Below are 13,535 nucleotides of genomic sequence, written 5' to 3' on the forward strand. Positions count from 1 at the left end.
GATGGGGCGGCGAAATACGGGGGCGGGCCGGGTGGCGCTGGTGGGCGTTCTGGCGGCCCTTTCACTGGTGATCCTGCTGCTGGCGTCCGTCTCTCCGTCGGGGCGGATGGGCATTGTGGCGGTGGCCGGACTGGTCAACGCCGCGGCCGTGATCTCCGGCGGTCTCCACGCCGGCTTTTTGTGCTGGGCCGTGGCCGGGATACTGGGCCTGATCCTCTCGCCCGACAAGGGGAACGTCCTGCTCTACCTAGTCTTTTTCGGCCTGTATCCCATGGTGAAGAGCCTGATCGAACAGATGAGGAAGGCGCCGCTGGAGTGGCTGTGCAAGCTGGCGTTTTTCAATGTTGTGCTGACATTCTGCTGGTTTGTGCTGCGTGACGCGCTGCTGGCCGGGCTTCCCGCCGTGTTTGAGCAGCTGTGGGTGCTCTATGTGGGCGGGAACGTGGTGTTCCTGATCTATGACTACGGCTTCTCCAAACTGGTGATGCTCTACGCCGCCCGGATCGACAGGGCAATAAGGCGGAGATAAAGGGTTTTCAAAACGGGAAAAATCTGATATAATATATTGCTAAACAATCGAAAGAAGGGAAGCGAGCCCTTTGGTGAAGAGCATGACCGGCTATGGAAAAGGTGAGGCGGCGCTCCACGGGCGTACCATCACGGTGGAAGTCCGCTCCGTCAACAACCGCTATCTCGACTGCACCATCAAGCTGCCCAGGATCTATGTCTTTGCAGAGGACGCCATCAAGGCCCGGGTGCAGAAGAGCATCTCCCGGGGCAAGGTGGACGTCTTTGTGACCATCGGACAGTCCGAGGGGGGCGACGTGTCCATTACCCTGAACAAAGGCGTGGCGGACGGCTACTACGCCGCTCTGTGCCAGATGCGGGATACTTACGGCCTGCGGGATGATATCTCGGTCTCGCTGCTCTCCCGGTTCCAGGATGTGTTCCTGGTGGAGAAGAGCCAGGAGGACCTGGAGGCGGTGGCCGCCGATATCTGCGCCGTACTGGATATGGCGCTGGCTGATTTTGACGCCATGCGTACCCGCGAGGGCGGCAAGCTGGAGGAGGACATCCGCAGCCGGGCCGTCACCATCGGCAATCTGACCTCCCTGGTGGAGGAACGTGCCCCCGGCATTGTGGCAGACTACCGGGCCCGGCTGGAGGCCAAGATGGCCGAGGTGCTCCAGAATACCCAGATCGACGAGAGCCGCATCCTCACCGAGGCCGCCATTTTTGCGGACAAGGTGGCGGTAGATGAGGAGACGGTCCGCCTGCGCAGCCATCTGGACCAGCTGTCCCATATGCTGGACCAGGGCGGCGCCATCGGCCGCAAGCTGGATTTCCTGATCCAGGAGTTCAACCGGGAGGCCAATACCATTGGCTCCAAGTGCAACGATATTGAGACTGCCCGCCATGTGGTGGATATCAAAGCGGAGATCGAGAAGATCCGCGAACAGGTCCAGAACATCGAGTAAGGAGGCGGAGCGCAGTGAAGCTCATCAATATCGGATTTGGCAACATGGTCTCCGCCGGGCGGCTCATCGCCATTGTAAGTCCGGAGTCCGCGCCCATCAAGCGCATGATCCAGGAGGCGAGAGACAGAGGCATGCTGATCGACGCCACCTACGGCCGCAGAACCCGCGCCGTTCTGATTATGGACAGCGACCATATCGTCCTCTCGGCCATTCAGCCGGAGACCGTGGCGGGCCGCCTGAGCGGCAAGGACGCACCGGACCCGGTAACCGAGGAGGAGGATGAGGAATGATAAAAAAGAAGAAGACCCGCGGCCAGCTGATCGTGCTCTCCGGACCTTCCGGTGTGGGAAAGAGCACTGTGATTGCCGAGCTCCTGGGAGAGCGGAAGGACATCTATTTTTCCGTCTCTTTTACCACCCGCAGCCCCCGCGTGGGTGAGGCAGACGGCGTAAACTACAACTTCGTCAGCCGAGAGGAGTTCGAGCGGATGATTTCTGCCGACGAGCTGCTGGAGTACGCCCAGTATGTGGGCAACTACTACGGCACCTCTCTGAAGGTCATCCAGGACAAGCTGGCCGCCGGGATCGATGTGCTGCTGGATATCGAAGTCCAGGGCGCGGCCAAGGTGCGCAGCAAGTGCCCGGAGGCTGTGCTGATCTTCATTATCCCTCCCTCCTTTGAGGAGCTCTCCCGCCGGCTCCACGGCCGGGCCACCGACAACGAGGACGTCATTGCCGGCCGGCTCCAGAAGGCGCGGGAGGAGTACCGGCAGATTCCCAACTACGACTACCTGGTGGTCAACGACAAGGTCTCCACTGCGGCGGCGGAGATTATCTCCATCCTGACGGCGGAGGACTGCCGGACCCGGAACCGTCTGGCCCTGGTGGACGGAATTTGACAGCCCAAGGCTGTTTTGCCACGATGCGCACCGCCCTGCTCCGGCGGGCGCGGCCCAAAGAAAGGAACGATGCTTTATGATGCTGAAACCCGCAATGAACGAACTTCTTGCCCAGATCCCCAGCCGCTACATGCTGGTGAACGTGGTGGCCCAGCGTGCCCGCCAGATCGCCAGCGAGGCGGAGGAGGAGGGCATCTCCCTGGAGGACAAGCCGGTCTCCCTGGCCCTGCGGGAAGTGGCCGAGGGCAAGTGCATTCCTCACGCTGAGGATGAGGAGTAAACGAAACACAGATTTCTGCGGAAGGCAAGTGAGAGGGCGGCAGCGCCTGTCACTTGCCTTTTGCGGGATAGTTGGACAAGTCTCATCACCGGAGGGAGCAGCGGCGTGGAACAGGTCATTCTGGCAAAAGTAGCCCTCAGTGCGGCCACCTTTGCGATCGACAAGCCCTACGATTATCTCCTTCCGGACGAGTTGCGCGAGAGTGCCGCGCCCGGTATGCGGGTCCTGGTGCCGTTTGGGGCGGGAAACCGCCGGATCGAGGGCATTATCCTGGCGCTGAGCCGGGGACAGCCTGCCCCGCGTCTGAAAGCGGTCATCGCTCTGCTGGACGATACCCCTGTGCTGGACAGCGAGAGCATCCAGCTGGCCCTGTGGATGCGGGAGCGGTACTTCTGTACTGTGTATGATGCGGCCCGGGCCATGCTCCCGGCGGGGCTGTACTTCTCCCTCCAGGACCAGTACCGCATTGCCAAGGGAGTGGACAAGGAGGCGGCCTATGAGGCCGCCGGCCGGTCCGACCATGCGCGGCGGATTTTGGATCTGGCCTACGCCTGCGGCGGCACCGCCGAGATGGGCCAGATCCGGGCGGCGTTTGGCACCAAGGACCCAAATCCGGCCCTGAAGCAGCTGACGGAGCGGGGCGTCCTGACTCTGGAGACCAGCGCATCCCGGGGCGTGGGGGACAAGACCGAGCAGGTGGTGTCCCTGGCCGTCCCGCCGGAGGAGGCGCTGGCTCTGGTGGCCCCCAAGCGGAAGACAGCGCCTTTGCGCTACGCGGTGGTAGAGCTGCTGTCGGCTGTGGGGCAGGCCTCTTCCAAGGAGATCTGTTACTTTACCGGCGCGTCGGCCGCCACGCTGCGGTCTCTGGTAAAGAGCGGCCTCGCTGTGATGGAGAAGCGGGAGGTGTTCCGCCGGGCGGCGCCGGAGCAGACCGAGCCTGCGCAGCCGGTGGTGCTTAACGAGGAGCAGGCGGCGGCTTTTGAGGGAATTGACCGGCTGTGTGGGGCCGGGAAGTCCGCCGCCGCCCTGCTCTACGGCGTGACCGGCAGCGGCAAGACCCAGGTCTATATCCGCCTCATTGAGGAGACGCTCAAGCGGGGGAGAGGGGCCATGGTGCTGGTGCCTGAGATTGCCCTGACGCCCCAGCTGTTGCACATCTTCACCTCCCACTTCGGCGACGCTATCGCCGTGCTCCACAGCTCTCTGCGGGCCGGGGAGCGGTACGACGAGTGGAAGCGGGTGCGCTCCGGGAAGGCCAGAGTGGTCATCGGCACCCGGTCGGCGGTGTTCGCACCGCTGCAAAACCTGGGACTCATCGTGCTGGATGAAGAGCAGGAGTACACCTATAAATCGGAAAATGTCCCCCGGTACCACGCCCGGGACGTGGCCAAGTTCCGCTGTGCCCGCAGCAACGCGGTGCTGCTGTTGGGCTCTGCCACCCCCTCTGTGGAGAGCATGTATCTGGCGAAAACCGGGGTTTATCATCTGTTCACCTTACGCAGCCGGTACAACACCCGGGCCCTGCCTCAGGTCCAGATCGTGGACATGAAGCGGGAGCTGCGCGGTGGAAACGGCTCCGACATCAGCCAGCAGCTCCGGGAAGAGCTGAAGGCCAATCTGGACCGGGGAGAGCAGAGCATCCTCTTTCTCAACCGCCGCGGAAACAGCCGGATGGCCGCCTGCGGCGAGTGCGGCGAGGTGCCGTCCTGTCCCCGGTGCTCGGCCTACCTGACCTATCACTCGGCCAATGGGCGGCTGATGTGCCACTACTGCGGCCATTCAGAGCGGCTGCCGGACGCCTGTCCCCACTGCGGCGGAGCATTCCACTTCATCGGCAGCGGTACCCAGAAGGTGCAGGAGGAGCTGGAGGAACTGTTTCCCGGTACCGAGGTCATGCGGATGGATACGGACACCGTGTCCGCCGTGCAGTCCCACGAGAAGCTGCTCGCCCGCTTTGAGAAGGAGAAGGTGCCCATTCTGGTGGGCACCCAGATGGTGGCCAAGGGTCTGGACTTTGAAAATGTCACCCTGGTAGGGGTCATCTCAGCGGATCTCTCTCTGTATGTGGACGACTACCGGGCGGGGGAGCGGACTTTTTCCCTCCTGACCCAGGTGGTGGGCCGGGCAGGCCGGGGGGAGAAGACCGGCCGAGCCATCATCCAGACCTTTACGCCGGAAAACGAGGTCATCGCCACCGCCGCCGCCCAGGACTACGACACCTTCTATCAGCAGGAGATCACCATGCGCCGTCTGCGGGGCTGCCCGCCCTTTCGGGACCTGTTCGTGCTCACCGCCTCCGGAACGGAGGAGAGCCGGGTGCTGCGGATGTGCGTCCGGCTGCGCCGTACACTGGAGAGCTGGTTTGCCGACCCGGCCTATCAGGGGCTGGACGTCCAGCTGTTGGGGCCGGCGCCTGCCTCGGTGGCCAAGGTAAACAACCGGTACCGTTACCGGCTAACCATATCGGGACACAATTCCAAGACCATGCGCGCCCTGGTGGCGGCGCTGCTCTGCGCCGCACACAGCGATAAGGAAATGAAAGGGGTGTCCGTGTTTGCGGACGTAAACCCCATGGATTAAGGAGGAACATAACATGGCTCTTCGTACCATTATTACAAAAGGCGATCCGGTGCTGACGAAGAAGGCCCACCCGGTCACCAATTTCGATCACAAGCTGGCTATCCTGCTGGACGATATGGTGGAGACCCTGCGGGACTCCGGCGGCGTGGGCCTGGCTGCCCCTCAGATCGGGATTCTCCGCCGGGTGGTGGTGGTCATCAATGGAGAGGACCAGGTCATTGAGCTGGTAAACCCCGAGATTGTGGCCACCGAGGGGGAGCAGGTGGGCTTTGAGGGCTGCCTGTCCGTACCCGGCCGCTGGGGCAAGGTGACGCGCCCCATGAAGGCCAAGGTGCGGGCACAGAACCGGAAGGGCGAGTGGTTTGAGGTGGAGGACGAGGGCCTGACCGCCCGCTGCTTCTGCCACGAGCTGGACCACCTGGAGGGCCACCTGTTCACGGAGCTGACCGACAAGCTCTATACCTCCGAGGAACTGGAGGAGCTGATGGAGCAGGAGGGTCAGGCGTGAGGATTCTCTTCATGGGCACCCCCGAATTTGCCGTCCCCTCGCTGGAGGCCCTGGTGGCCGCCGGGCATGAGGTCTGCGGGGTGTTCTCCCAGCCGGACAAGCCGGTGGGACGGCATCAAAACAAACTCCAGCCAACACCTGTAAAGGAATGCGCCCTCACATATAATATCCCTGTGTTCCAGCCTGTGAAGATGCGGGACGGTACCGCCCTGGCCCAGATCCAGGCCCTGGCGCCCGAGCTGATCGTGGTGGCGGCCTACGGCAGGATCTTGCCCGACGAGATCCTGGCCTGCCCGCCCAAGGGGTGCATCAACGTCCACTCGTCCCTGCTGCCTAAGTACCGGGGGGCGGCGCCCATCAACTGGGCGGTGCTCAACGGGGATACAGTGTCCGGCGTGACTATCATGCACATGGCCACCGAGCTGGACGCGGGGGACATCATCTCCCAGGAGTCCACAGAAATCGGTCCCAATGAGACTGCGGAAGAGCTGTACCGCCGTCTGTCCATTCTGGGTGCCGACCTTCTGGTCCAGACGGTCAGCGCTATAGAGGTGGGCATCGACCAGCGGACGCCTCAGAACGGAGCGGAGGCCACCCTGGCCCCCATGCTGGGCAAGGAGCTCTCCCCCATGGACTGGAGCCGCACCGCCCACGCGCTCCACTGTCAGGTCCGGGGCCTGCTGCCCTGGCCGGTGGCGTCCACGGACAGGCTGACCGGGGAGACCATCAAGGTCTACCGCACAGAGGAGACCGGGGCCAAGACCCAGGCCCAGCCCGGCACTGTTCTGGCCGCCGGGAAGCAGGGCATCGACGTGGCCTGCGGTGAGGGGACTGTGCTCCGCATCACCGAGCTCCAGGCCCCCGGCAAAAAGCGGATGAAGGCGGCGGACTATCTGCTGGGCCACCCCATTGCCGTCCAGCCTCAGAGCTGATTTTTCAAAAGTACAGCGGCATAATGGACGAACTGCCGCATAAAGACAGAGAGAAAGAGGGGAACACCCATGTCAAGCACCGACCAAACTGCCCGGGAGACCGCGCTGCTGGCGCTGTCTGCCTGTGAGCGGCAGGGGGCCTGGTCCGACGGGTTCCTGAAAAAAACACTGCGGGAGGCCGGGCTGGACAGCCGGGACGCGGCCCTGGCCACACGGCTGTGCTTCGGGGTGCTTCAGAACCGGATGCTGCTGGACTTCTATATCGGAAAATTCTCCACCACCCGGCCGGAGAAGATGGAGATCAAGGTGCGCAATGCCCTTCGTCTGGGCGTCTATCAGATGGCCTTTATGACCAAGATCCCCCACAATGCGGCGGTGAACGAGTCGGTGGAGCTGACCAAGAAGCACTGCAAGAACCCCCGGGCTGCGGGTATGGTCAACGGTGTGCTCCGAAACGTGTCCCGGAACATCGACCGCCTGCCGGTGATCGAGAGCGACAGCCGGGAGGAGTACCTGTCCATCCGGTATAGTCACCCCCTGTGGCTGGTGCGGGAATTCACCGATCTGCTGGGCAGCGAGGAGGCGGAGGCCCTGCTGGAGGCGGACAACGGCCAGCCTCCCATTACCGCCCAGATCAACACCTGCCGGACCACCATGGAGCAGACCCTGGATCGCCTGGCGGAAGCCGGCGTGGAGGCCCAGCCCCACCCCTGGCTGCCCAACTGTCTGGTGCTGTCCGGGACGGGAAACCTGGAGCACCTCACCGCCTTTCGGGAGGGGCTGTTCTATATCCAGGACCCGGCTGCCCGCCTGGCTGTGGAGGTCGCGGACCCCAGGCCGGGAATGAAGGTACTGGATGCCTGCGCCGCCCCCGGCGGCAAGACCTTTGCCGCCGCCATCCGGATGGAGGGCCAGGGGGAGATCCAGTCCTGCGACATCCACGCCCACAAGGAGAAGCTGATCCAGGCGGGCGCGGAGCGGCTGGGCTTCACCTGCATCAAGACCGCCGTGATGGACGGAAAAAAGCACCGTCCGGCCTTTGAAAATGCCTTTGATGTGGTGATGGCCGACGTGCCCTGCTCCGGACTGGGTATCATCCGCAAGAAGCCGGATATCCGCTACAAGGACCCGGAGCCGCTGGCAGGACTGCCGGCGGTGCAGAGCGCCATTCTGGACAATGTGGCCACTTATGTGAAGCCGGGCGGCGTGCTGCTCTACGCGACGTGCACGCTGCTTGAGCGGGAAAACGGCGACGTAGTGCAGGGATTCCTTGACAGGAATCAAGACTTTACACTTGAGAAATTTCAATTGCCGGAGCCTCTTGGAAGGGCGGAGAACGGCATGTTCACCTTCTGGCCCCAGCGCCACGGGACTGACGGCTTCTTTGTTGCGAAGCTGAGAAAAAAGACCTGAGCGGCGGCAGCCGGTTCGAGGAGCGACGAAGTAATGACAGATATCAAATCCATGAATCAGGCGGAGATGGCCGACTATTTCCGGGCGCTGGGAGAGCCGGCCTTCCGGGCCAAGCAGGTGTTCCAGTGGCTCCACCGGGGCGCCGTCTCCTTCGATGATATGACCAACCTGTCCAAGGGCCTGCGGGAGAAGCTGAGCGCCAGCTGCTATATCACAGTCCCTGTGGTGGAACGCAAGCAGGTCTCCGCCCAGGACGGGACCATAAAATATCTCTGGCGGCTGCGGGATGGAAACTGTATTGAAACTGTTTTGATGCGCTACCACCATGGGAATACTGTGTGCATCTCTTCTCAGGTGGGCTGCCGGATGGGCTGCGCCTTCTGCGCATCCACGCTGGGCGGCAAGGTAAGAAACTTGACACCTTCTGAAATGCTGGACCAGGTGCTCTTTACTCAGCTGGATTCCGGGGTGCCCATCTCCAACATCGTACTGATGGGCATCGGTGAGCCGCTGGACAACTTCGACACAGTCATGCGCTTTCTGGAGCTGGTGAATCACCCAGACGGACTCAATATCGGCATGCGCCATATCTCCCTGTCTACCTGCGGCCTGGTCGAAAAAATTGACAAACTGGCCGATCTTCGGTTACAATTGACGTTGTCCGTCTCTCTGCACGCGCCGGACGACGAGACCCGTTCCCGTATTATGCCGGTAAACAAGTCCGTGGGTGTGGAGCGATTGTTCGACACCTGCCGCCGGTATTTTGATAAGACGGGACGGCGCATCTCCTATGAGTACGCCATGATTGACGGCGTCAACGACTCGGACTGGCAGGCGGATCTGCTGGCCAAGCACCTGAAAGGGACGCCGGGACATGTGAACCTGATCCCGCTCAACGAGGTAAAGGAGAGCCCGCTGAAGCCCAGCCGCAGGGTGGAGGCGTTCCAGAAGCGGCTGGAGCACTACGGGATTACAGTCACGGTGCGGCGCAAGCTGGGCGGGGACATTGATGCGTCCTGCGGCCAGCTGCGCAGAAAGGCCATGCAGGAGAGCTGAGAGAAGGTGCCGTCAGTGCGGAGGGCGGCAGAGAGAAAACTGTCCGCAGAGAAGAGGCAATCGACATGATAAAAGCGTGGGGCATCACAGATCGTGGTGCCGTCAGACATCAGAATCAGGATGCCTATTACCTGGACGTTCCGGACGAAGGTCTGGCACTGGCGGTTGTCTGTGACGGAATGGGCGGCGCCAAGGCGGGCAATGTGGCCAGCACACTGGCAGTAGACACCTTTGTGGAGGCCCTGCGCAGCGGCAATATTGACGCCCAGGGGCCTGATGAGGCACTTGCCCGGGCGGCAGAGCTGGCCAATACCGCGGTGTTCCAACGTGCGGGCAGCGATCCGGCCTGTCAGGGCATGGGCACCACCATGGTGGCTGTGCTGGTGACCGGCCAGGGGGCCCACATCCTCAACATCGGGGACAGCAGGTGCTATCTTGCCACCGAAGAGGGGATCTACCGGGTGACCCGGGATCACTCTGTGGTGGAGGATTTGGTCCAGAAGGGCAGGATCACGCCGGAAGAGGCCCGGCTCCACCCCCGCAAGAACCTGATCACCCGGGCCCTGGGCGCGGAGGAACAGGTGAGGGCCGATCTGTACTACCTGGATCTGAGGGAAGGGAGCTGCCTGCTGCTGTGCTCTGACGGACTGTCCAATATTGTCACCGACCAGGAGATCCTCTACGAGATCATCCACGGCGGAGAGAAAGCGGACTGCTGCCGCCGGCTGCTGGATATTGCCATGTCCCGTGGCGCGCCGGACAATGTGACGGCAGTACTGCTCCAGACGTGACGCACTGTGCCGCACTCTTGTGCGGCGGATGCCGGCTGTCGGGCAGAACGGACAGCGCCGCGGCTCGCTGACCCTATACGCAGCCGCACGAAAATCCGGCCATTCTCACCTGATGTGAACAAGGCCCCCGAGGAGGAGATTTACCATGGATCAATACATAGGTAAATTACTCGATAACCGATATGAAATCCTGGAGCGCATCGGCTCCGGCGGTATGGCGGTGGTATACAAGGCCCGCTGCCACCGGCTCAACCGGCTGGTCGCCATCAAGATTCTGAAGAGCGATCTGGCCCAGGATGCCGAGTTCCGCCGCCGGTTCCACGATGAGTCCCAGGCTGTCGCCATGCTGTCCCATCCCAATATCGTGGCGGTGTACGACGTCTCCCACTCCGATGACCTGGACTATATCGTCATGGAGCTGATCGACGGCATTACCCTCAAGCAGTACATGCAGAAGAAAGGGGAGCCGCTGAACTGGCGGGAGGCCCTGCACTTCATCACCCAGATCATGAAGGGCCTCTCCCACGCCCACAGCAGGGGCATCATCCACCGGGACATCAAGCCGCACAATATCATGGTGCTGCGGGACGGCAGTGTAAAGGTGGCCGATTTCGGCATTGCCCGCCTTGCCTCTGCGGCCCAGAATACCCTGACCCAGGAGGCTCTGGGCTCGGTCCACTATATCTCGCCCGAGCAGGCCAGAGGCAGCTATATCGATGCCCGCAGCGACATCTACTCCGCCGGCGTGGTGCTCTATGAGATGCTGACCGGTCGGCTGCCCTACGAGGGCGATTCGCCTATCTCGGTGGCCATCCAGCACATCAACTCCATCCCGCTTTCCCCCCGGGAGATCAATCCGGATATCCCCGAGGCGCTGGAGGAGATCACCATGAAGGCCATGGCCTCCAACGTGGACCAGCGCTATATCTCTGCCGACGCCATGCTGGCGGATCTGGAGGAGTTCCGGAAAAACCCCAGCATCAACTTTGACTACGGGGACGTGGACCTGCTGGACAGCAATGACGAACCCACCCAGATACGCAAGGCCGGGGATACGTTCCACGGCTCCGGCAGCGCCGCAGCGGCCCGCCAGACGACCGGTAACGTCCAGAGCCGGGGCAGCGACGGAGCCGAGCATCCGCGCCGCCGGAAGAGCCGAGACGATGAGTATGACGACAGGTATGACGATTACGACGAGCGCCGTGGCAGGTCGGACCGGGGCAGCCCCATTCCGGTCATTCTGGCCGTGGGCGCCATCATCATCTTCCTGGCGGGAATTGGATACTTCTTGTGGGTCTCTTTCCTGGGCCCGCTGCTCAACCCGGACATTCCGCTCTATAGTACTCCCAGTGTGGTGGGTATGACCCTGGAAGAAGCCCAGAATAGCAGCACTATATTGGAAAATGGCTTTACAGTAGAACTGGAAAAAACAGTGGAAAGTGACGAGTACCCGGAAGGGGAGATCATGGACCAAAGCCCCAAGGCGGATACTCAGGTCCAGTCCGGCGAGCGTACCATCAAGGTGACCGTCAGCGGCGGCAGCTCCTCTGACATCAAGATGGGCGACTATGAGAACAAAAAGCTGGATGAGGTCAAGACTCTGCTGGAGAGCAAGGGGCTTGTGGTAAAGGTAGAGGAACAGGCCTCGGAAGAGGTCACGAAGGACTATATCATCTCCCAGCAGCCCGAGGAGGGGACCGCACTCAAGGCAGGCGACGAGGTTACCCTGGTTGTGAGTACAGGGCCAGACCTTGAGCCCATTGCCATGATTGATCTGCGGGGCCAGCCCTTGGAGCAGGCCAAGAAGTGGCTGGAGAAGATGGATCTGATTCTGGGGACACCCGTGGAGGTCTATGACGACGTTCAGCCCGCTGGCTATGTGGTCAGCCAGGACAAGGACCCCAACACCGAGGTCCTGCCCAAGACCATTGTGAACCTGACGGTCAGTAAGGGGCCGGACCCCAACGCCGGGGCCACAGAGTCCCCTGAACCCTCGGAGAGCGAAGAGCCCACCACGCCCCCCACGGAGAGCCAGGCGCCCAGCACCTCTCCGTCGCCCTCCCAGCCCACAGTGCAGAAGACCATCCGCATCGAGCTGCCCTCTGACCGTGCGCTGGTCCATGTGGTGGTGACGGTGAACGGTCAGACCCAGTACGACGACACCGTGGACACTGTGTTCCGGGTGATTACGCCACCCCTCAGCGCGCCGGAAGGCACCATGCAGGCGGAGGTGTGTGTCTACCTGGACGACCAGCTCCAGAGTACGACCTATATTGATTTTGTCAAATGAGTGAAGGAATTATCTTAAAAGCCCTCAGCGGCTTCTATTACGTGGACGACGGCAGCGGCGCCCCTCCTACGGCCTGCCGGGCCAGAGGCCGCTTCCGCCACGCCAGAATTTCGCCCCTTGTAGGGGACCGCGTACAGTTTACCAAACTTCCGGACGGAAGCGGCTCGGTGGATGAGATCCTGCCCCGCCGCAACCAGTTCCAGCGTCCGGCGGTGGCCAATATTGACCAGATGGTGATCATCGCCTCCGGCGCCATTCCGGTGACCGACCCGTTCCTGATCGACCGCATGATCTCCCTGGCAGCCTGGAAGGGATGCAGCAGCATTGTGTGCCTCAACAAATGCGACCTGGACTCCGCCCAGTCTCTCTACCAGATCTATCGGTCCGCCGGATTTCCCACGCTGCGGGTCAGCGCTGAGACGGGGGAGGGAATCGATGCCCTTGCGGAGATGATCGCAGGGAAAGTATCTGCCTTTACCGGAAACTCGGGTGTGGGAAAATCCAGTATTCTCAACGCGCTGGAGCCCGGCTTCGGTCTTCCGGTGGGAGCGGTCAGCGACAAGCTGGGGCGCGGCCGGCACACCACCCGACATGTGGAACTGTTCCGGCTGAAGAACGGCGCCATTGTGGCGGATACGCCGGGTTTCTCCTCCTTTGACACGGAGCAGATGGAGGGCTGCCGGAAAGAGGACCTGGCGGCTACCTTCCAGGAATTTGCCCCCTACCTTGACCAGTGCCAGTTCACAGGCTGCGCACATGTGAAGGAAAAGGGCTGTGCCGTGCTTGCGGCCCTGAAAGAGGGAAAGATTGCGCCCAGCAGACACGCAAGCTATGTCCGTCTCTACGAGGAGGCGGCCCAGCGTAAAGACTGGGAGGACAAAAAGCGCGGGGTATAAAGAGAAAACGAGAAAAAGCGGGGTCTCCGGCAGCATGCCGGAGACCCCGCTTTTGGTACGGTGCAGCAGTTTGCATGCCAGACCATCCAGCTTGGGATGGCCCCTGTATTTACGGATCACAGGCTCATATACCTGTGCAGTCTCCTGATCCATTTGATTCTACATGGAAAAAACAGGAGCTTAATAAGGATTTCGCTTTTATTTTCCTCAAATGACCTGTTTGAGTCAAAAATCTATGAAAAATTTTGAAAAATCCCCACTTATCCATTGACAAGGTTGTTTTCGGTAAAATGAAAATGTAGCAAATGGTACTCAAAAAGTGAGCACCCCAATGGCAAATAAAAAGAGCCATTGTCAGCACCTGAAATAAACGCTACCCTTTAGGTGGGATAACCATAAGGGGGTAGCAGAAA

Annotated in this window: 13 protein-coding genes; all 13 read left to right on the forward strand. The window is 61.5% G+C overall.

Going from position 1 to position 13,535, the window contains the following annotated elements; genetic code table 11:
• Position 1: 1 nt before the first annotated feature.
• The 13 genes from Q0K23_RS06055 to rsgA all read left to right on the forward strand — a co-directional run bounded on the left by Q0K23_RS06055 (position 2) and on the right by rsgA (position 13,122).
• Complete coding sequence (locus Q0K23_RS06055; protein WP_294519246.1) at positions 2-529, forward strand: hypothetical protein; 528 nt, start codon at positions 2-4, stop codon at positions 527-529.
• Positions 530-611: 82 nt separating this feature from the next.
• Positions 612-1,478, forward strand: a complete 867-nt coding sequence (locus Q0K23_RS06060; RefSeq protein ID WP_294519289.1) for a YicC/YloC family endoribonuclease — start codon at positions 612-614, stop codon at positions 1,476-1,478.
• 14 nt (positions 1,479-1,492) lie between these two features.
• On the forward strand, positions 1,493-1,768 hold the full coding sequence (remA, locus tag Q0K23_RS06065; RefSeq protein ID WP_294519249.1) for an extracellular matrix/biofilm regulator RemA: 276 nt from the start codon (positions 1,493-1,495) through the stop codon (positions 1,766-1,768).
• On the forward strand, positions 1,765-2,376 hold the full coding sequence (gene gmk / locus Q0K23_RS06070; protein WP_294519251.1) for a guanylate kinase: 612 nt from the start codon (positions 1,765-1,767) through the stop codon (positions 2,374-2,376). Before remA ends, gmk begins: the two co-directional genes overlap by 4 nt.
• 76 nt (positions 2,377-2,452) lie before the next feature.
• Complete coding sequence (gene rpoZ, locus Q0K23_RS06075; RefSeq protein WP_294519254.1) at positions 2,453-2,656, forward strand: DNA-directed RNA polymerase subunit omega; 204 nt, start codon at positions 2,453-2,455, stop codon at positions 2,654-2,656.
• A 105-nt stretch (positions 2,657-2,761) separates the two neighbouring features.
• Entirely contained in the window at positions 2,762-5,236 is a 2,475-nt protein-coding gene (gene priA / locus Q0K23_RS06080) for a primosomal protein N' (protein WP_294519257.1), read from the forward strand.
• 13 nt (positions 5,237-5,249) lie between these two features.
• Complete coding sequence (gene def, locus Q0K23_RS06085; RefSeq protein ID WP_294519260.1) at positions 5,250-5,744, forward strand: peptide deformylase; 495 nt, start codon at positions 5,250-5,252, stop codon at positions 5,742-5,744.
• Positions 5,741-6,676, forward strand: coding sequence for a methionyl-tRNA formyltransferase (fmt, locus tag Q0K23_RS06090; RefSeq protein ID WP_294519263.1), 936 nt, complete (start codon positions 5,741-5,743; stop codon positions 6,674-6,676). The genes def and fmt overlap by 4 nt, the downstream gene beginning before the upstream one ends.
• Positions 6,677-6,745: 69 nt before the next feature.
• Positions 6,746-8,089 (forward strand): 16S rRNA (cytosine(967)-C(5))-methyltransferase RsmB, encoded by a 1,344-nt coding sequence (rsmB, locus tag Q0K23_RS06095; RefSeq protein ID WP_294519266.1) that lies wholly within the window; start codon positions 6,746-6,748, stop codon positions 8,087-8,089.
• 33 nt (positions 8,090-8,122) lie between these two features.
• Positions 8,123-9,145, forward strand: a complete 1,023-nt coding sequence (gene rlmN / locus Q0K23_RS06100) for a 23S rRNA (adenine(2503)-C(2))-methyltransferase RlmN (RefSeq protein ID WP_294519269.1) — start codon at positions 8,123-8,125, stop codon at positions 9,143-9,145.
• 65 nt (positions 9,146-9,210) lie between these two features.
• Complete coding sequence (locus Q0K23_RS06105) at positions 9,211-9,936, forward strand: Stp1/IreP family PP2C-type Ser/Thr phosphatase (RefSeq protein ID WP_294519273.1); 726 nt, start codon at positions 9,211-9,213, stop codon at positions 9,934-9,936.
• Positions 9,937-10,081: 145 nt separating this feature from the next.
• Positions 10,082-12,226: a Stk1 family PASTA domain-containing Ser/Thr kinase gene (gene pknB / locus Q0K23_RS06110; protein ID WP_294519276.1), complete on the forward strand. Its 2,145-nt coding sequence runs from the start codon at positions 10,082-10,084 to the stop codon at positions 12,224-12,226.
• A complete protein-coding gene (gene rsgA, locus Q0K23_RS06115; RefSeq protein WP_294519279.1) occupies positions 12,223-13,122 on the forward strand; it encodes a ribosome small subunit-dependent GTPase A in 900 nt (299 codons plus the stop codon). Before pknB ends, rsgA begins: the two co-directional genes overlap by 4 nt.
• The last annotated feature ends 413 nt before the right edge of the window (positions 13,123-13,535 follow it).

The organism is uncultured Pseudoflavonifractor sp. (assembly GCF_944387275.1).
In the GTDB taxonomy this organism is placed as follows: Bacteria; Bacillota; Clostridia; order Oscillospirales; family Oscillospiraceae; genus Pseudoflavonifractor; species Pseudoflavonifractor intestinihominis.